Consider the following 18,597-nt stretch of genomic DNA (forward strand, 5'->3'; position numbering starts at 1 on the left):
GCAGTGCCTAGGGCAGCTCTCCGTCTCCGAACAGGTGTCGCACCGTGGAGCGGTAGTTGGCGCGCACATGGGCGAGGGCGTGGGCGCGGGCGCGGTCCGGGTCGCCGGAGGCGATCGCCTCGTACAGCTCGCGGTGTTCGGTCAGGAGTTGGGGCCACTCCTCGTTCTGGCGGGTGAGCCAGCGCAACCGTCCGTCGACCGGTTCCATGACCGAGATCAGCAGGCTGTTGCCGGCCATCGCGAGGATCCGGTCGTGGAAACGGGTGTTGATGTCCGTGATCGTCTCGGCGTCGCCGGCAGCGGTCGCGGCCGCCGCCTGGTCCAGCAGCCCCGCCAGTTTTGCCAGTTCCTTCTCACCCGCCCGGGTCGAGGCGAGCCCGGCCGCGTAGACCTCGAGGGCCTCGCGCAGCTCGAAGAGCTCCTTCACATCGGTCGGGGTCAGCCTGCGCACGACCGTTCTGCGCGGTGTCTCGAAAAGCACGAACCCCTCGGCGACCAGTGCGCGGATCGCCTCCCGGACCGGGACGCGGGAGACCCCGAACCGCTCGGCGAGCTCCCGTTCGACCAGGCGGTCGCCCGGGCGAAGCCGCCCCGCGATGATCTCCTGCCGCAGCGTGGCCAGCACCCGCTCGCGCACCGCACCCAGGGGTTCGATCTTCGTCATGGGGTCATCTTCGCGGATTCGGAGGGTGTTTTACGGAGCCGTAACGGGACGGACATCGGTCGGAACGGTTGACGGCGAGACCATGACAGAAGTTTGGTATACCAAACTGCTCGCCCTGCTCCTCCTCGAGAAGCACCCGCATGCGGACCCCGGCCGGACCGCACCGGCATCCGGCCCCCACCCGGACGTCCCTCCCCGCCATCGGCCCCGCACCGGACCGTACTGAAAGGCCCCTCCGTCCCCTCGCCCATGGAGGCCCCGTGTCCCTCGCCGACCGCGCCGAAGCCACCGGCGTCCCAGCGTTCGTCCCCGACCCCCGCCTCACCAACGAAGACCTCGCACCCGCCGCCGAGCGCAGCTGGAAGGTCTTCGACCTGTTCGCCATGTGGATGTCCGACGTCCACAACCTCGGCAACTACACCTTCGCCGCCGGCCTGCTGGTCCTCGGCATGAACGTCTGGCAGATCTTCACCTCCCTGCTCGTCGGCTTCGTCCTCATCTACCTCGGGATGAACATGATGGGCAGGATCGGCCAGCGACACGGGGTCCCGTTCCCGGTCGTCAGCCGGATCAGCTTCGGGGTCTGGGGCGCCAACATCCCCGCCCTGATCAGGGCCGTGATCGCCATCATGTGGTACGGCATCCAGACCTACCTCGCGTCCGTCGCCGTCAACGTCATGCTGCTCGCGGCCTGGCCGGGGATGAGGTCGTGGACCCACCACTCCTTCCTCGGCCTCAACGCGCTCGGCTGGGCTTCGTTCGTCGCACTGTGGCTGATCCAGGCGCTGATCATCAGCCGGGGCATGGAGTCGGTACGGAAGTTCCAGGACTTCTGTGGTCCCGCCATCTGGCTGGTGATGATCGCACTGGCGGTCTGGATCCTCGCCAAGGCCGACTGGAGCATCTCGCTCACCTCCACGCCTCACCCGGTCTCCGTGGGCGAGCAGTGGCGGCAGTGGTTCGGCGCCGTCGGGCTCATCCTCGCCACCTACGGCACCCTGATGCTCAACTTCTGCGACTTCTCCCGCTTCGCGCCCGGCTACACGACCGTCAAGCGCGGCAATTTCTGGGGCCTGCCGGTCAACTCGACGGCCTTCGTGATCGTGTCGGTCATCGTCACAGCCGGCTCCATCAAGGTGTTCGGCGAGGCCATCACCGACCCGGCGATGCTCGTCGCGAAGATCGGCAACACCTGGGTGCTGGTCCTGGCGGCCTTCACCTTCGCCGTCGCCACCATGGGCGTCAACATCGTCGCCAACTTCGTCTCACCCGCCTACGACCTGGCCAACGTCTGGCCGCAGAAGATCAGCTTCAAGGTCGGCGGCATGATCAGCACGGTCGCCGCACTGGTCGTCACCCCCTGGAACCTCTTCTCCAACCCCACCGTCGTCAACTACTTCCTCGGTGGCCTCGGCGCCTTCCTCGGCCCGCTGTTCGGTGTGATCATGCTCGACTACCACTGGGTGAAGCGCGGCCGCATCGACGTCGACCAGCTCTTCAGCGCCGAACCGGGATCCCGCTACTACTACCGCAAGGGGATCAACCCCAAGGCGCTGTGGGCGTTCCTGCCCTCGGCGGCGGTCGCGGCGGTGCTTGCGCTGGTCAAGGACTTCAGCGCGGTGGCTCCGTACTCGTGGTTCATCGGGACCGCATTGTCCGCGGTGCTGTACCTGGCGCTGTGCCGATCCGAGCGCACCGCTCCGGCCGCCGCTCCGGCCGCAGCCGTCGTGGAGGGCTGAGCGTGCGGATCGTCGTCACCAACTGCAACACCACGCAGGAGATGACCGAGGAGATCCTCCGTGGTGCCCGGGCCGCCGCCGGCCCGGGCACCACCGTGACCGGACTGACGCCGGCGTGGGGGCCCGAGTCCGCGGAGGGCTGGCTCGACAGCTATCTCTCGGCCGCAGCCGTCCTCGACGCACTGCGCACCTGCGAGGGCCCGTACGACGCCGTGGTCATGGCGGGCTTCGGAGAGCACGGCCGCGAGGGCGCGCGGGAACTCCTGGACGTGCCGGTCGTCGACATCACCGAAGCCGCGGCCCACCTGGCGTGCCTGCTCGGGCGCCGGTTCGGGGTCGTCACCACCCTGGAACGCTCATGCGGGCAGATCGAGGACAGCCTGTACACGGCGGGCGTCCTGCAGAACTGCGCCGCCGTGGTCGGCACCGGCATCGGCGTCCTCGACCTCGGCGACACGGCCCGCACCGAGGAGGCCTTCGTGGCCGCCGCCGAACGGGCCCGCGCGGCGGGCGCCGAGGTTCTCGTCCTGGGCTGCGCCGGAATGACCGGGCTACAGCGGGCGGTGGGGGAGAAGCTGGGGCTTCCGGTGGTCGACGGGGTTGCCGCGGCGGTGAAGCTCGCGGAGTCCCTGGTCTTTCTGGGCCTGACGACGAGCCGGGCGGGCAGCTGGGCGAAGGCACTGCCGAAACGGAGGGTGTGGGGGCGGGGGTGAGGCCGGACGGTCCCGCCACCACAACCGGTCGAAATCCCGGCGACGTACCGCTCGCGCCGGGCTACCGTGGGCGTCCTACCTGCTACGAAGGGGGCCAGGTGAACGAGACCGCGTCGGTGGCGCAGACGGTGGCCGGAGACGACGACGCGTTCCTCGACGCCGTGGCGGACCGCCTGGCCGCCCTCCCCGCGGTCCGTGCCGTCGCCCTCGGCGGCTCCCGTGCCCAGGGCACCCACACCCCGGCCAGCGACTGGGATCTCGCCGTCTACTACCGGGGCCCGTTCGACCCCGACGACCTTCGTTCCGTCGGCTGGGAGGGCGAGGTCTCGGAGATCGGCGGCTGGGGCGGCGGCGTCTTCAACGGCGGCGCCTGGTTGACGATCGAGGGCCGCCGCGTGGACATCCACTACCGGGACCTGGAGGTTGTCGACCAGGTCCTCGCGGAGGCGGAAGCAGGGCGGTTCCAGGTCGAGCCGCTGCTGTTCCATCTGGCCGGAATCCCGACGTACCTGCTGGTCGCCGAACTGGCCGTCAACCGCGTGCTGCGCGGAGCGGTCCCACGCCCCGCCCGCTACCCGGAGAAGCTGCGCACGAATGCGTACGCGCGATGGCTCGGAACGGCACGAGCGACGCTCGCATACGCCAAGGCCAACCACGCCCCGGGCGGGCGGCGGACGGAGGTCGCCGGTGCCATCGCGGTCGCAACCGCCCAAGCGGCACATGCCGTTCTCGCTGCACGCGGGGAATGGGTGACCAACGAGAAACGACTGGTGGAGCGTGCGGGGCTCAGAGCGGCTGACGACATCATCGCCCACCTGGGACCGGACCCGGAGTCGCTGATCCGGTCGGTCGCTGCGGCAGAGGCACTCATCCGGGTGTGAGTGACGACGTCGGCGGCGTGGGGTTGCGTTCATAAAGAATGCGCCCCCGCCCGCCCTTTCACACCGCCGAAACGTTCGCGTCCCTTTCGCTCCGGGAACACGCCTTAGCGTTGACCCCACACCGCCCGGCCACCGTCGCCCGAAGGCACACCCCGCCCTCGTCCGGACAGGAGCCTTGTGTCGCGTCCCGTGTTCGCCCTGCCGCCCTGGCTCGCCCACGCCCTGCGTGCGCAGCGCGGTCCCGTGCCCTGGAGTGCCGTCGTCCGGGGTGCGCTCGCCGCGGGGCCGCTGCTGCTGGCCACCCTGCTCGTCGAGCGTACGTCGGCCGGTGTCCTCGCCGCCCTCGGGGCCATGCTCGCCGGGATCAACGACCGGCCCGGCAGCCGGCGGACCTCTGTGCAGCGGCTCGGGGTGCCCGCGCTCGCGGGGGCCGGCGGGCTGCTCGCCGGGACGTATGCCGGGGAGCACACCGAAGCCGTCCTCCTCACTCTCGTGCTCACCGCCCTCGGACTCGTCGCCGGAGCCGTCAGCGCCGTAGGACCCGTCGCCTCCGGGGCCGGTACGCAACTGCTCGTCGGCGCGGCCATCGGTGCCGGGATGCCGCTGCCCGAGAGCGGCTGGCAGCGGGCCCTCGCCTTCCTCGCCGGCGCCGGCTGGCTGCTCGCGCTGCGCCTGGTGCTGCCCACGCCGGGCGCGACCACCGGCGACTACCGCTTCGACGGGGAACGCGACGCCGTCGCCGGGGTGTACGACGCCATCGCCGACCTGCTCCTCGCCACCGGCACTCCGGACGCCACCGCGCGGAGGGCGGCCCTGACCGCCGCCCTCGACCACGCCCAGGACGCCCTCGCCGGGCCCCGTCTGCGGCGGTACGCGCCCTCCTCCGCCGAACGGCGCCTGCACGCGCAGTACGCCGCCGCTCTGCCTCTCGCCGAGGCCGCCACCGCCCTCGCCTGGGCCGGGGACGCCGTTCCCGCGCGGGCAACGCAGGGGCCGCGCCGACTCGCATCCGCCGTGCGCGGCAACACGCACACCGGACCGCTGCCCGCACCGACCCGCAACGCCGCCGCGCTGCGCGCCCTCGACGACGCCCTCCTGCACGCTGCCGACACCTTCGACCGGGGCGGTGACGGACACGGCCTGCACGCCCGGCGCCGCACCGCCGCCTCCGTGCTGCGCACCGTCCTGGGTGCCGGGGGACGCGAGTACGGACTCCGCGTCGCCCTCAGCTTCGGCGCCAGTGCCGCCATCGCGCAGGCCCTGCATCGCACCCACTGGTACGGGCACCACACCCACTGGTACTGGCTGCCCGCCACCGCCGTCTTCCTCGTCAAGCCCGACCTCGGGCCGCTGGTCTCCCGGGTGCTGTGCCGGGCGGCCGGGACGGTGCTGGGTGCCGTCGTCTTCGCCGCCCTCGCCGCCGTCGTGCCCCGGCCCGCGGGGCTCGTCACGATCGTGGCGCTGTGCGGGGCCCTCATCCCGGTCGCCACACGGCACTTCGCCGCGCAGACCGCCGTCGTCACCGTCCTCGTCCTCGCCCTGGTCATGGTTGGCGGCGAGTCGCAGGCCTCCTGGAGCCGCATCGGGGAGACGCTGCTGGCCTGCGGGATCGTGCTGCTCGTCGGGCACCTGCCGGCGCCGGGGCAGCGCGGTGGCGCCGTACGGGCCCGGCTGGTACGCGCGATGGACGCCGCACACGCCTACCTCGCACACGTCCTGACCCGGGAGGACGATCGCGCCGGGCGCTGGGCGCTGCGCCGCGAGGCCTACCGCGCGCTCGCCGAGGCCCGCCTCGCGATCGACCTCGCCGCCGCTGAGCACCCCGCCCTCGCCCGCCACACCGAGGGCACGGACGAGGTGGCCGCCACGCTCGAACGGCTCGTCGACACCACCACCGCCTGTGCCGTGCACCTGGACGACAGCGGACGCCTCACGCCTCGGCACCGCAAACGGCTCGCCGAACTGCTCGACGAACTCGCCGAGCGCCGCGCGCATGCCGGACTGGGCACGGAGGAGATCCCACGGCTGCCCCTGGCCGTGTAGCGCAAGCCGTCACAGCTTCCAGGGGGCCACCGGGGACCTGGGATTTGGCACCTGGCAGAGCCGCGGTCGCGGCACTGGCCCCCGACGGTCCCCATGGCCGCGGTCGTCGCGCGGAAGGTTCGAGAGTCCGGCAAATCAGGCTGTTCCGGCGAATTCATCCCGCTTACGCATTGACCGCGTGTCAAATGCGTCTCAGTAGCGTCACTTAACGCGCCGTTCACCCAGGGGCATGCGTTTAACTCTAGGAGCCGACCGTGATCGGCTCGCCGAGACACGGCGTTGCAAGGAGGTACAGGGTGAACGGGCGAACAGTGCTGGCGCGCTTCCCCGCCGGCGGGCCGCGGGGCTCGTGGCCGGCGGAGGAGTTCGCGCAGGCGCGGCGCCTGGAGGGGCAGCCCGCAGAGGTCGTGATGGACCTCATGACGGACGCGTTCCTGGTGGTCGTGCGGGGGGTCGACGCCGCCGAGTGACCGCATAGGTCGCGTTCGGCAGGGGCGCGTGCGCGCAGTCGTGGGCGGCACGCCGCAGTGCTCAGGGACAGGCTTGCAGTCGTCAGTGGCGCGCCTGCAACCTTTTCACGCACCCCGCGTGCATGCGCAAGGCACGCATGCGTGCGTCATGCCGTTACGCGCGCGGCCCCATGTCATGGGGCGGCCGTACGGTCACGCGCTGATGGGGCGCGCCCATGCCGGAGTGGTGCCCGTGACCCGGCACAGCGCCAGATACAGGGGAATCGGCGGGGTGTACGGCACGCTGTCGTCCGCCCGGCGGATGAGCTCGGGGACGCTCTCCGCGTCCGGGACGAGCGCGCCGCGGGCGTAGCGGGCGGGTGCCGGCCAGTCCAGGGCGACGTCGGAGTCGGACGGCACGATCCACCACCAGTCGGCCCGGTCGGCGTACACACAGCCCAGCCGCGGCAGTCTCGGCAGCACCAGGGGCCCGTAGCGGGCGGGCACGGCCACCGCGTCGCAGCCGAGCGGGACGGTCATGCCGTCGGGCAGGGGGAGCCGGCTGGACGCCGCGCCGGACGCCCTCCGCGCCCGGTCGAGACGGGCCAGCGAGTCCAGGGTCAGGACCCGGGCGAGCCCAGCGCCCGCGGTCTGCGTCCCCCTCACACCCATGCGGTCCCCGTCCCCAGGGACGGCTCCGCCTCGAAACCCAGACCGTCCGCAGGGAGCCGCTTGGCACCCCAGCCGAGATCGAAGCGCGCCCCGCCGTCCGCGGGCGGCTTCTTGGCGCTCCAGCCCGGGTCGGACCGCGCGACCGCGCCTTCCCTGCTGGGATCGGGCCGCGTCGCCTCCTCGCGCGCCCGGGGCCTGTCGCCGGAACACGACAGGTCCCGGGACGGCTGCGTCGGGCGGGGGAGCCGGGCGGGCACCGACTGGTCGGCCTCGCGTGCCAGTTCCGCCCAGACCAGCAGCCCCGGCCCCGCCTCCTGGGCTCCCCAGGCGCGGCACAGAGCCGCGACGAGAAGCAATCCCCTCCCGTGCTCCTCCTCGGGGCGCTGCCGCGCGGTTCGCGGCTCGCCGGGGGCACAACCCTCGTCGCGCACCGCTATGCGCACGAAGTCGTCCTCGTCGTGGAGTTCACACGCGACGTGCTCCCCGGCGGTGTGCACGATCGCGTTGGTCACGAGTTCGGAGACGACCAGGACGGCCGTGTCGCACGTGTCTTCGCGCACCGCCCAGCCGGCCAGCCGGGCACGCGTCAGCTGCCGGGCCCGCGCCACGGAGCCCGGGTGCGCGGCCAGCTCGAAGCGGAACCGGCGTTCGGCGGCCGCGCCGGAGCGCGGCCCTGAGGCGCCACCCAGCTCGGACCGGTCTGCGGGGGCGTCTGTTCCTAACGACGCGGGCGGAATCACGCTTGCCACTATCGCCGTGACATGAACACTTGGCAAGAGTCACTCTGAAAATTGCAGAGTGCTGTGTGACTTCGAGAAGGGGCATGGCACACTTCTCGCAACGGCACGCCGCACGACGCCAGTTGGGATCTGAGGTACGGACGTACGAGTCCGGAGCCTGCGTCGAAAGTCCGCGAACCGTAATCGCACGTACGTGGGCGACGGTGCGGAAAGAGCTCGAACAGCGGCGACCGCGAGTCAGCGTCACACGGACAGGAGGAGGTGCGAGGTGAGCGAGCCGCGCTCGGCGCCGACGGTCGGTCAGGTGGTCCTCGGCCGACGCCTGCTGGACCTGCGTGAACGTGCGGGCCTCAAGCGGGAGGAGGCCGCGCTCATCCTGCGCGTCGCACCCGCCACCGTCCGCCGCATGGAGACCGCCGAGGTCGCCCTCAAAATCCCCTACCTGCAACTCCTGCTGAAGGCATACGGGGTGAGCGACGAGGAGGCCGAGGCCTTCGTCCAACTGGCCGAGGAGGCCAACAGGCCGGGCTGGTGGCAGCGGTTCCACGACATCCTTCCGGGCTGGTTCTCGATGTACGTCAGCCTGGAGGGCGCGGCCGCGCTCATCCGCTCGTACGAGCCCCACTTCGTGCCCGGCCTCATGCAGACCGAGGAGTACGCCCGAGGCGTCCTGAAGTCGGGCGCCATCGGGCAGACCAGGCCTGAGGACATCGAGCGGCACGTGGCGTTGCGCATGCAGCGCCAGGAACTGCTCACGCGCGACGACGCGCCCCGTATCTGGGCCCTGATGGACGAGACCGCGCTGCGCCGCCCGGTCGGCGGTCCCGCGGTCATGCGAGCCCAGGTCGAACGGCTGCTGGAGGTCACGCGACTGCCCCATGTGACGCTGCAGGTGCTGGAGCTCTCCTCGGGACCGCACCCAGGCACCTACGGGCCTTTCGTCCTGTTCCGGTTCGCCATGTCAGAACTGCCGGACATGGTCTACAGCGAGTACCTGACCGGCGCCGTCTACCTGGACGCGCGCACCGAGGTGGCGACCCACCTCGAGGTCATGGACCGCATGGCGGCCCAGGCCGCCCCTGCACAACGCACGAAGGAGATCCTCGAGGATCTCCGCAAGGAGCTGTGAATGGATCGCATCACGCCGCGCAAACGCGTCTACAACGGCATGCCGGCCCGTGAACTGGGCAGCGAGGGCTGGCACAGGCCGTGGAGCGGAGGCAACGGCGGCAACTGCCTGGAGGCGATGAAGCTCCCCGACGGCCGGATCGCCGTCCGCCAGTCCACGGATCCGGACGGGCCCGCGCTGATCTACACCTCCGACGAGATGACCGCGTTCATCGAGGGGGCCAAGGCGGGGGATGCGGACTTCCTGCTGTCATAACCACCTTGCTGTCCCCCGTGTCGTCATCCGCAGCACCGACTTGGCGTTCAGTTGACCACTGAGTTCCCCAGACACTTACGGAGTACCTCATGACCGGGCAGGATCCCGCCCAGGACGCCGCCGTCATCGATACGAGCAAGCCGCACCCCGCGCGCATGTACGACTGGTACCTGGCCGGGAAGGACAACTACCCCGTCGACGAGGAGATGGGCCGGCAGATGCTCACCCTCGACCCGAGGGTGCCGGTGATGGCACGCGTCAACCGCGCGTTCATGCACCGCGCCACCCGCTGGCTGGCCCACAACGGCGTGCGTCAGTTCCTGGACATCGGCACGGGCATCCCGACCGAACCGAACCTGCACCAGATAGCCCAGCGGATCACCCCCGAGGCACGCGTCGTCTACTGCGACAACGACCCGATCGTGCTGGCCCACGCGGCTGCCCTGCTGCGCAGCACGCCCGAGGGCGTCACCGAGTACCTGCAGGCCGACGTGCGGGACCCCGCCACCATCATCGAGGGAGCCAGGAAGGTCCTGGACTTCTCCCGGCCCGTGGCGCTGTCCCTTGTCGCGCTGCTGCACTTCGTCCCCGACGAGGACGGCGCCCATGGCCTGGTCGGCCGCCTGCTCTCCGAACTGCCCTCCGGCAGCTACCTGGTGATGACCCACGCCACGGCCGACTTCACACCGGAGGAGTCGGCGGCGGCCACGGAGAAGCTCAAGGCGGCCGGGGTCACGCTGGCGCTCCGCTCCCGCGAGGAGTTCGCCCGCTTCTTCGACGGCCTCGACCTCGTCGACCCCGGCGTCGAGGTGGTCCACAGATGGCACCCGGAACTCGGCGAACCGGTCCCGGGCCAGGACGACGGAGTCATTCCGGGGTACGGGGCGGTGGCGCGCAAGGGATAGCCGACATGGGGGTTCCCCCTGCTCGAAGAGCTTGGAGGAGTGCGTGCCAGGCGTCGCGAGCCGGGCGCCGATTTTGTTCGGGGCTCTTACGCGGTCATCGGGCGGTCGTACGGCCCGATCGGTGCCGGCAGGCGTGACGTCCCGCCGGACAGCCGCCGGTCCACCGCCGCCGCCACGGCCCGCCCCTCCGCGATCGCCCACACGATCAGTGACTGCCCGCGCGACGCGTCCCCGGCGGCGTACACGCCGGGGACGCTCGTCTCGAAGTCCTCGTTCCGCGCGATCGTGCCGCGAGCGTCGAGTGCGAGTCCGAGCTGCTCGATGATCCCGTCCTTCCGGTCGGGCCCCGAGAACCCCAGCGCGAGCAGCACGAGGTCTGCGGGCAGCGTTCGCCCCGAGCCCGGCAGCGGCCGGCGCCGCTCGTCGACCTCGACCAGGTGCAGCTCCCGAACGTGCCCGTTCGCGTCCCCCGTGAAGCGGAGCGTGGACGCTGCGAACAGCCGCGCGTCCGCGTCCGCCGCCGGCGCCGTACGCAGATCGCGCGCCTCCTCGTGCGCCGCGGACAACCGGTAGATCTTCGGATACGTCGGCCAGGGATCGGCGTCATGGTTCCGCTCCGGCTCCGGCTGCGGATAGATGTCGAGCTGGGTCACGGACGCGGCCCGTTCGCGCACCGCCGTCCCCAGACAGTCCGCCCCGGTGTCTCCACCTCCCACGATCACCACGTGCTTCCCGGCCGCCGACAGCGGCGAGACCTCCAGATCTCCCTCGCACACCCGGTCCGCCAGCGGCAGATACTCCATGGCCTGATGGATCCCGGCCAGCTCGCGTCCCGGTACGTCCAGTTCACGCCATGCCGTCGCGCCGGTCGCGATCACCACGGCGTCATACCGCGACCGCAACTCCGCCGCCCCGATGTCCTTCCCTATGACCGTGGACGTCCGGAACTTCGTCCCCTCCGCACACATCTGCTCCAGCCGGCGGTCGAGATGCCGCTTCTCCATCTTGAACGCCGGTATCCCGTATCGCAGCAGCCCCCCGATCCGGTCCGCCCGCTCGTAGACGGCCACGGTGTGCCCGGCCCGGGTGAGCTGCTGGGCCGCGGCAAGGCCCGCGGGCCCGGATCCGACGACCGCGACGGTGCTCCCCGACAGCCGCTCCGGCGGGCGCGGTGGTGCGAACCCCTCTTCCCAGGCCCGGTCGGCGATGGCCACCTCCACGTTCTTGATGGTGACCGCGGGCTGGTTGATGGCCAGCACGCAGCCCGCTTCGCAGGGAGCCGGGCACAACCGCCCCGTGAACTCCGGGAAGTTGTTCGTGGCGTGCAGCCGGTCGCTCGCCGCCCGCCAGTCCTCGCGCGAGACGAGGTCGTTCCACTCGGGAATCAGGTTTCCGAGCGGGCAGGCGTCGTGGCAGAACGGGATCCCGCAGTCCATGCACCGGTTCGCCTGCCGGCTGATGATCGGCAGCAGCGCACCGGGGACGTACACCTCGTTCCAGTCCCGCACCCGCTCCTCGACCGGCCTGCGGGGCCATTCCTCGCGGGGTGTGGTCATAAAGCCCTTGGGATCGGCCATCGCCGTCCCCCTTGCGTCCATACGGGATCGTCTCGTGCCACGATACGACGCCGGGATCCCGTGCGCGCCCGGCCACCGGGGCCCCGTGACGGCTGATGCCTCAGGTGAGGGCCAGGACGTACGACACCGCGGCGCCGGCCGCGGCGACCGCCCGGACGTGGTTCCACAACGTCCACTCTCTCAGGTACGCGCGCCAGTACACGGCCCCCTCGGGAGAGCCGGGGTCCATCCGCAGCAGCGTGTCGTTGCGGGGGACGTTCGCCATGGCGGTCACTCCGAAGACACCTATGAGATACAAGGCACTGCCCACCAGCAGCGCCGCCTTCCCGTCGTCCGGCCAGAGCACGACCGTCACCACGGCGAGCACGGCGCACAGCACCGCCGCCCCCAGGAAAACGATCATGAACGCCGGTGTCATCGCGGCCCTGTTGATCGCGTTCATCGCGGCGACCCCCTGCGCCGGAGGCAGTGAGCCGAGCCCTCTCATCACGAGGGTGGAGAACGCGCAGCACACCCCCGCCACCAGCCCGGCCGCGAGCACCCCGATCGTGATCAGCACGAAGTAAGGCCCATCGATCATGTCAACTCCCCGCATGCTTTTCCCGGAACACGGACGGCCCCGGATCACGCCGCCTCCCGAACACTCCACTCCCGCAGCACCGCCTCCACACGTCCCGCGATGCGCCGTCGCGCCTCGGGCCGCGCCACGCCGTCCATCAGCAGCTGGTCGTACGGCGTCTCCAGGTGCCGTACGGACGCCCGCACCGCTGCCGTGACCGCTTCCGGTGACAGCGCCCGTCCCGCCGCGCTGCGCCCGACCCGTCCGCTGCCGCGCACCGACGCATGCCCCGCGATCGCGCGCGCCCGCTCGGCCGGGCATCCGGGAAACAGTCGCCGGATCTCCGCTGCGAATGCCTCCGCGAAGCGCGCGTCCTCCTCCGCCCGCCGCCGCGCGTCCCGCGCCCGCCGCCTGCGCCGCGCCTCGGCGTCCGCCAGGCACCGCTCCTCGGCCAGGGCGAGCGCAGCCTCCTCGACGAGCACACCCTGGCGCTCGTACCGGCCGCGGCGCCGGTTGAACCGCACCACCACTGCCGCCAAGCCGCTCGCCTCCCGCGCCCGCCGGGTCAGCGCCGTATCACCCCGCGGCAGGAACACCAGATGCCCGAGATCCGCGCACTCCAGGCACCATGGCTTCCCCTCCTCCAGCACCAGCAACGGCAGCGGTCCCCTCCGGCACTCGGCACAGTGTCGCCGCTTGACCGGCTGAAAGACCAGAAGTGCGCCGCATGCCGAGGGAGTCGGGGTCGGTGCCATACCCGTCTCCTTCCCCGTCCATCCGGGCGCCGACGCAAACGGGCGCCGCTCGCCCTCTGGCCTTCTCCCGCCCGGTTCCGCGGGTGACGTCGAGGCCCCTGCCCTGCTTCAGCGCTCCGCTCCCGGCCGAGCGCGGTGCCGCCCACCTGGGCCAAGCCGTGAAGCGGGTTTGCCGGCGTGGCGCGGCATCATGGGCCCTGTGCGACTCGAAGCGATCACCTGGGAACGGCTCGGCGACACCCTCGCCGACCGACTGCTCGACCTGAAGCCGGGCGACGGCAGCCCCTGGCGGCGCATAGCCTTCGACGGAGCCTCGGCCGCACGCCCCGGTGACCTCGCCCAGCGCGTGTCCGACGCCCTGCGCATACGTGGCCGGCCCTCGCTCGTCGTCGGCGCGGAGGGCTTTCTGCGACCCGCGTCGGTCCGCCTCGAGCACGGCCATCGGGACCTGGACTCCTACTATGACGGCTGGCTCGACACCGGCGCCCTGTGGCGCGAGGTCTTCGGCCCCCTCGAGCCCGGTGGTGACGGCCGTGTCCTGCCCGACCTCTGGGACCCGGTCACCGACCGCGCGACTCGCAGCCCCTACGTGCACCTTCCGCCCGGTGGCCTGCTGTTGCTCCACGGCCCCCTCCTCCTTCGGCACTGGTTCCCCTTCGACCTGACCGTCCACGTGCTCCTCTCACCGGGCGCGCTCCGCCGCCGTACGCCCGAGCCGGAACACTGGACCCTGCCCGCGTTCGAGCGCTACGAGGCGGAGACGGACCCGGGTGCAGTCGCCGACGTGCTGATCCGCGCGGACGATCCCCGCCACCCGGCCTGGAACGGCTGATCACACACCCACCCGTACGGGGTAAGCCGCCTCCGACGCGCTCCTGCCGTCCGGCGGTTCCAGGTGCGTTTGTCCGAAGGCCCGACGAGAATTGAAGTGCGCCGGGACCCGCGGTGCGTCTTGTGCCGCGCCGGCCGTCAGGACCGGGAGGTACTCATGACCACCGCCGGAGACATCATGCACCGTGGTGCCCAGTGGATCCCCGCCCACGAGACGCTGGACCGCGCCGCCCAGCTGATGCGCGAACTCAACGTCGGCGCCCTGCCCATCAGCGACGAGAACGAGCGGCTCTGTGGCATCCTCACCGATCGCGACATCGTCGTCGGCTGCGTGGCCATGGGCCACGACCCCTCGCGCGTGACCGCGGGCGACATGGCCAAGGGCACGCCGCGCTGGATCGACGCGGACGCCGATGTCGGTGACGTGCTCCACGAGATGGAGGAACACCAGATCCGCCGGCTTCCCGTCATCCACAACAAGCGCCTCGTCGGCATGATCAGCGAGTCCGACCTCGCCGGGCACCTGACGGACGATCAGCTGGCCACCTGGGTGGAGAGCGTCTACGCGAGGACGGCCTCGCGTTGACCCGGCAACCCGCCGGGAGTCGCGCCGGGGTCACAGCCAGTCGTTGCGCTTGAACCCTCGGTACAGCACCAGACAGGCCACGGCTATCACGACAAGGACCAGCGGGTAGCCGAATTTCCAGTGCAGCTCCGGCATGTACGCGAAGTTCATGCCGTAGACCCCGGTGACCATGGTGGGCACCGCGATCAGCGCGGCCCAGGCCGTGATCTTCCGCATGTCCTCGTTCTGCGCGACGCTCACCTGGGCGAGATGCGCCTGCAGGATCGAGTTGAGCAGCTCATCGAACGCGGCAATCTGCTCGGTCGCGCGCAGCAGATGGTCGGAGACGTCCCGGAAGTACGCCTGTATCTCCGGGTCGATCACCCGGATCGGCCGGGTGGCCAGCTCCTGGATAGGACGGTCCAACGGTGCCACCGCACGTTTCAGCTCCAGAAGTTCACGCTTGAGCTGGTAGATGCGTCCCGGATCCAGGCGCGCGCCGTTCTCCGCGAACACGCCCGTCTCGACCTGGTCGATGTCCTCCTGCACCGCGTCCGTGACGCTGAGGTAGTCGTCCACCACGTGGTCCGCGATCGCGTGCAGCACCGCGGCCGGCCCCTTCGCGAGCTGCTGGGGATTGGCCTCCAGTTCCTCGCGCAGCGGGCCGAGTGAACCGTGCCGGCCGTGCCGCACCGTGATGACGAAGGCGGGGCCGATGAACACCATGATCTCGCCGGTGTTCACCACCTCGCTCGTCGCCGTCAACTCCTGGTGTTCCACGTAGCAGACGGTCTTGAACACCGCGAACAGCGTGTCCCCGTACCGCTCGAGCTTCGGACGCTGATGCGCCTCCACAGCGTCCTCGACCGCCAGCGGGTGCAGGTCGAAGAGTTCGGCGATGCCTGCGAACTCCTGGTCCGTCGGCTCGTGCAGCCCCAGCCAGACGAAGCCGTCGCCGCTCTTGCGGACCCGCTCCACGGCCTCGACGAGATCGTCGGCTCCCGGAACGCGCACGCCGTCCTGATAGATCACGCAGTTGACCACCGCGGAGCCCAGCGGGGAACGGGCGGGGTGGCTCAGATCGACGCGCGCACGGCGCCGCCCCAACCGTGCCACCTTGCGGAGGCCGCCGACCCTGCCGAGACTCGTGACCTTCCGCAGATTCCCTGCCATGGACATCTGGATCTCCTTGCGTGGATCTCCTCGCGCCGCACTCTGCGCCGTCGCGAGCCAGTCTGCCAGCCCGCCGCGATCGCCGGAGAAGCCTGTGGAAACGGAACATTCCGCTTTGCCGCCTGGGTTGTCCGCCGCTCTGAGCGGGCCGGGGAGACCCTGCGGAGCGTCGCCCCGCACGGACCGGCACGCCGACTGCCATGATCTCCGCATGACGCACAACGACGGGTACCTTCTCGACAACCGGCAGACCGAGGCCGGCCGGCGGTTCGAGGCGTTGTCCGCCCTTTTCGACCCCGCGACCTTCCGCCACATCGAGGGGTTCGGCATCGGACTCGGCTGGCGGTGCTGGGAGGTCGGCGCCGGCGGCATCTCCGTGATCTCCTGGCTCGCCAAGAAAGTCGGGCCGACCGGGCAGGTCGTCGCGACCGACATCGACACCTCGTGGGCAGCCCAGGCCGCGCAGCCTCCGATCGAGGTCCGCACTCACGACGTGGGCACGGAAGAACCCCCCGGTGAGGACTTCGACCTCGTGCACGCCCGGCTTGTCCTCGTCCATGTCCCGGACAGGGACAGGGCCTTGGACTCCATGATCAAGGCGCTGCGCCCCGGCGGACGCCTCCTGATCGAGGACGCGGACCCGGCGCTGCAGCCCCTGAGCTGCCCGGACGAGTACGGCCCCGAGCAGCGGCTCGCCAACCGCCTGCGCGAGGGCTTCCGTACGCTGCTCGCCGAACGCGGCGCCGACCTCTCCTACGGCCGCAGACTCCCGCGTCTGCTGCGGGAGGCGGGCCTCAGCCGGGTCGAGGCCGACGCCTACTTCCCTCTCACCTCTCCGGCCTGTGCGGCGCTCGAATCCGCGACGATCCGGCAGATCCGCGACCAGATGGTCTCCGCGGGCCTCGCCACGGACGAGGACATCGACCGTCACCTGGCCAACATCGCCTCCGGCACGATGGACCTGGCGACCGCTCCGATGATCTCGGCGTGGGGTCGCAAGGAGTAAGGGCCGGGAGGTGAAGGGGAAAGGACCGTCTCCGGATACGGCAGAGCCTACCGGGGCTCCCGCAGGCTTCTCATGGGTCTCCCTCCCACTGTCTCCACCGCCATCGCACCCGCCTCGCACCCTTCAGTCGCCGCCTCCTCCGGCTCGGCCCCCGCGAGCAGCGCTGCCAGAAACGCCCCGGTGAACGCGTCCCCCGCGCCCGTCGTGTCCCGGGGCGTCGCCGGGGCCGCCGGGATCCGGGATGCGATCGCCCCTGACGCGGCCACCAGTGCTCCCCGCGCACCCTGTTTGGCGACCACCAGGGGCACATGGCGGCTCAGCTTGGCCGCCGCGTCCGCCGGGTCGGGCAGTCCGGTCAGCAGACACGCCTCGTCCCGGCTGGGCAGCAGGACATCGACGCCCTCGGCGAACGCCAGGAACCGGTCGACGCCCAGCTCGGTGAGGAACCCCGCCGACGCCGGATCGAGGCTCACCGGCACTCCACGCGCGCGTGCCGCTTCGAGGGCGACCCTCGCCAGCGCCCGGCTGGGCTCGGAGAACAGCAGGTAGCCCGACAGGTGCAGCCGTACGACACCGTCGAGCAGCTCGTCCGACCAGTCACCGGGGGCCAGCCGCAGCGACGCCCCACTGTCCGTGAGGAACGTCCGCTCCGCCGAGGCGCCCGTGTCCACCAGACAGATCACCGTTCCCGTAGGGGCCTCGGGGTCGACGACCAGATGTGGCCGTACGCCCGACTCCGTCAGCTCCCGCTCGTGCCAGGCGGCGGAATCGGCCCCGACGCGTCCGAGCAGCCGCACGTCCGGACAGCCCCACCGAGCCGCCCAGCACGCCACGTTCGCGCCCGCGCCACCGGGCAGCATGCGGATGACGGCGGCCGTGTCCGTACCCGACGCGAGCGGGCCGAGGTGTCGTGCGACGACATCCGTGACGACGTCCCCGACGACCAGCAGAGCCCCGCTCACGCCCCCGCCCAGGCCGCCGCGATTCGCGCCGCGAGCCGCACGTTCCCGTGCACCGCCGCCAGATTGGCGCTGAGCGACGCGCCGTCGGTGTGCCGCACCAGATAGTCCAGCAGGAACGGTGTGACCGCCTGACCGGTGATCCCTTCCTCGCCGCACGCGGTCAGCGCGTCGGCGAGCACGCGCGCGTGAAGCTCCGGATCGAGCTGCTCCGCCTCCGGTACCGGATTGGCGACGATGAGCGCCGACCGGGGGGCGCCGAGCACGTCCTGCGCCCGCATGACCTCCGCCACCTGCCCGGGCGTCTGAAGCGTCCAGTCGACCGGATGGCCGGAGTCGGACAGGTAGAAGCCCGGGAAGCGGTCCGTGCGATATCCGGCGACCGCCACACCCAGCGTCTCCAGGCGCTGAAGCGTGGCAGGCACGTCCAGGATCGACTTCACACCGGCGCAGACCACGGTGATCCTGGTCCGCGCCAGCAGGCCGAGGTCGGCGGACTCGTCCTGAGTCACCGTCCACTCCCGGTGGACCCCGCCCAGCCCGCCCGTGGCGAACACCCGTACGCCCGCGAGGGAGGCCAGCAGCGCCGTCGCGGACACCGTCGTCGCCCCGCTGACGCCCGCCGCCACCGCGAGCGGCAGATCGCGATGGCCAAGTTTGCGGATCCCGTCCTCGTTCGCGACCCGCTCCACCTGGTCCTTGCCGAGGCCGACATGGGGCCTCCCGTCCAGCACCGCGATCGTCGCCGGTACGGCGCCCTCCTGCCGGACCACGTCCTCCAACTCCAGCGCGACCTGGAGATTGCGCGGGCGCGGCAGCCCGTGCGCGACGATCGTCGATTCCAGAGCAACCACGGGTCGACCGGCGGCGAGCGCCTCCCGCACCTCTTCGGACACCACCAGCACGCGCCTGCCTCCTGTCTCTGGGCCCTCTCTCATCTCTGGCGGGCGGCGCACCCGGCCAAACCCCTACGGGCTCCGAG

Annotated in this window: 20 protein-coding genes; 11 read left to right on the top strand and 9 right to left on the bottom strand. The window is 71.3% G+C overall.

From position 1 onward, the window contains the following. Window positions 1–7: 7 nt before the first annotated feature. Complete coding sequence (locus ACZ7L1_RS03940; RefSeq protein ID WP_471433945.1) at window positions 8–664, bottom strand: GntR family transcriptional regulator; 657 nt, start codon at window positions 662–664, stop codon at window positions 8–10. A 260-nt stretch (window positions 665–924) separates the two neighbouring features. On the opposite strand from ACZ7L1_RS03940, the gene ACZ7L1_RS03945 reads away from it, so the two are divergent. The 5 genes from ACZ7L1_RS03945 to ACZ7L1_RS03965 all read left to right on the top strand — a co-directional run bounded on the left by ACZ7L1_RS03945 (window position 925) and on the right by ACZ7L1_RS03965 (window position 6,510). Next, a complete protein-coding gene (locus ACZ7L1_RS03945; protein ID WP_471433947.1) occupies window positions 925–2,403 on the top strand; it encodes an NCS1 family nucleobase:cation symporter-1 in 1,479 nt (492 codons plus the stop codon). Window positions 2,404–2,405: 2 nt separating this feature from the next. Then, complete coding sequence (locus ACZ7L1_RS03950) at window positions 2,406–3,116, top strand: aspartate/glutamate racemase family protein (protein ID WP_471433948.1); 711 nt, start codon at window positions 2,406–2,408, stop codon at window positions 3,114–3,116. A 98-nt stretch (window positions 3,117–3,214) separates the two neighbouring features. After that, a complete protein-coding gene (locus ACZ7L1_RS03955) occupies window positions 3,215–3,997 on the top strand; it encodes a nucleotidyltransferase family protein (protein WP_471433950.1) in 783 nt (260 codons plus the stop codon). A 177-nt stretch (window positions 3,998–4,174) separates the two neighbouring features. Next, on the top strand, window positions 4,175–6,040 hold the full coding sequence (locus ACZ7L1_RS03960) for an FUSC family protein (protein ID WP_471433951.1): 1,866 nt from the start codon (window positions 4,175–4,177) through the stop codon (window positions 6,038–6,040). Between the two features lie 296 nt (window positions 6,041–6,336). After that, window positions 6,337–6,510, top strand: a complete 174-nt coding sequence (locus ACZ7L1_RS03965; RefSeq protein ID WP_471433953.1) for a hypothetical protein — start codon at window positions 6,337–6,339, stop codon at window positions 6,508–6,510. A gap of 192 nt (window positions 6,511–6,702) precedes the next feature. On the opposite strand, the gene ACZ7L1_RS03970 is transcribed toward ACZ7L1_RS03965, so the two are convergent. Both ACZ7L1_RS03970 and ACZ7L1_RS03975 read right to left on the bottom strand, forming a co-directional pair. Then, window positions 6,703–7,161 carry a hypothetical protein gene (locus tag ACZ7L1_RS03970; RefSeq protein ID WP_471433954.1) on the bottom strand — a complete coding sequence of 153 codons (459 nt, stop codon included), beginning with the start codon at window positions 7,159–7,161 and terminating at the stop codon, window positions 6,703–6,705. Next, window positions 7,152–7,901: an ATP-binding protein gene (locus ACZ7L1_RS03975; RefSeq protein ID WP_471433956.1), complete on the bottom strand. Its 750-nt coding sequence runs from the start codon at window positions 7,899–7,901 to the stop codon at window positions 7,152–7,154. Before ACZ7L1_RS03975 ends, ACZ7L1_RS03970 begins: the two co-directional genes overlap by 10 nt. A 268-nt stretch (window positions 7,902–8,169) precedes the next feature. On the opposite strand from ACZ7L1_RS03975, the gene ACZ7L1_RS03980 reads away from it, so the two are divergent. From ACZ7L1_RS03980 to ACZ7L1_RS03990, 3 genes are all read left to right on the top strand, one after another. Continuing rightward, entirely contained in the window at window positions 8,170–9,030 is an 861-nt protein-coding gene (locus ACZ7L1_RS03980; protein ID WP_471433958.1) for a helix-turn-helix domain-containing protein, read from the top strand. Continuing rightward, complete coding sequence (locus ACZ7L1_RS03985) at window positions 9,031–9,285, top strand: DUF397 domain-containing protein (protein WP_471433960.1); 255 nt, start codon at window positions 9,031–9,033, stop codon at window positions 9,283–9,285. 89 nt (window positions 9,286–9,374) lie between these two features. Next, window positions 9,375–10,190 carry an SAM-dependent methyltransferase gene (locus ACZ7L1_RS03990; protein ID WP_471433962.1) on the top strand — a complete coding sequence of 272 codons (816 nt, stop codon included), beginning with the start codon at window positions 9,375–9,377 and terminating at the stop codon, window positions 10,188–10,190. Window positions 10,191–10,276: 86 nt separating this feature from the next. Here the strand turns inward: ACZ7L1_RS03990 and ACZ7L1_RS03995 are convergent, their stop codons facing one another. The 3 genes from ACZ7L1_RS03995 to ACZ7L1_RS04005 form a co-directional block, all read right to left on the bottom strand. Then, window positions 10,277–11,767, bottom strand: coding sequence for a glutamate synthase subunit beta (locus tag ACZ7L1_RS03995; protein ID WP_471433963.1), 1,491 nt, complete (start codon window positions 11,765–11,767; stop codon window positions 10,277–10,279). A gap of 100 nt (window positions 11,768–11,867) precedes the next feature. After that, window positions 11,868–12,347 (bottom strand): anthrone oxygenase family protein, encoded by a 480-nt coding sequence (locus ACZ7L1_RS04000; RefSeq protein ID WP_471433965.1) that lies wholly within the window; start codon window positions 12,345–12,347, stop codon window positions 11,868–11,870. Window positions 12,348–12,391: 44 nt separating this feature from the next. Beyond that, window positions 12,392–13,081, bottom strand: a complete 690-nt coding sequence (locus ACZ7L1_RS04005; protein ID WP_471433966.1) for a DUF2293 domain-containing protein — start codon at window positions 13,079–13,081, stop codon at window positions 12,392–12,394. A 190-nt stretch (window positions 13,082–13,271) separates the two neighbouring features. On the opposite strand from ACZ7L1_RS04005, the gene ACZ7L1_RS04010 reads away from it, so the two are divergent. After that, entirely contained in the window at window positions 13,272–13,913 is a 642-nt protein-coding gene (locus ACZ7L1_RS04010; RefSeq protein ID WP_471433968.1) for a nucleoside/nucleotide kinase family protein, read from the top strand. A gap of 156 nt (window positions 13,914–14,069) precedes the next feature. Then, on the top strand, window positions 14,070–14,498 hold the full coding sequence (locus ACZ7L1_RS04015) for a CBS domain-containing protein (RefSeq protein ID WP_471433970.1): 429 nt from the start codon (window positions 14,070–14,072) through the stop codon (window positions 14,496–14,498). Between the two features lie 30 nt (window positions 14,499–14,528). On the opposite strand, the gene corA is transcribed toward ACZ7L1_RS04015, so the two are convergent. Further along, window positions 14,529–15,656 carry a magnesium/cobalt transporter CorA gene (gene corA / locus ACZ7L1_RS04020; RefSeq protein WP_471433971.1) on the bottom strand — a complete coding sequence of 376 codons (1,128 nt, stop codon included), beginning with the start codon at window positions 15,654–15,656 and terminating at the stop codon, window positions 14,529–14,531. A 205-nt stretch (window positions 15,657–15,861) separates the two neighbouring features. Here corA and ACZ7L1_RS04025 point away from each other — a divergent pair, with 205 nt between their 5' ends. Next, a complete protein-coding gene (locus tag ACZ7L1_RS04025; RefSeq protein WP_471433972.1) occupies window positions 15,862–16,656 on the top strand; it encodes a methyltransferase domain-containing protein in 795 nt (264 codons plus the stop codon). 47 nt (window positions 16,657–16,703) lie between these two features. On the opposite strand, the gene ACZ7L1_RS04030 is transcribed toward ACZ7L1_RS04025, so the two are convergent. Both ACZ7L1_RS04030 and ACZ7L1_RS04035 read right to left on the bottom strand, forming a co-directional pair. Further along, a complete protein-coding gene (locus tag ACZ7L1_RS04030; RefSeq protein ID WP_471433974.1) occupies window positions 16,704–17,618 on the bottom strand; it encodes a carbohydrate kinase family protein in 915 nt (304 codons plus the stop codon). After that, window positions 17,615–18,520, bottom strand: coding sequence for a pseudouridine-5'-phosphate glycosidase (locus ACZ7L1_RS04035; protein ID WP_471433976.1), 906 nt, complete (start codon window positions 18,518–18,520; stop codon window positions 17,615–17,617). The genes ACZ7L1_RS04030 and ACZ7L1_RS04035 overlap by 4 nt, the downstream gene beginning before the upstream one ends. Window positions 18,521–18,597 lie beyond the last annotated feature (77 nt).

Source organism: Streptomyces sp. NPDC107546, assembly GCF_055639175.1.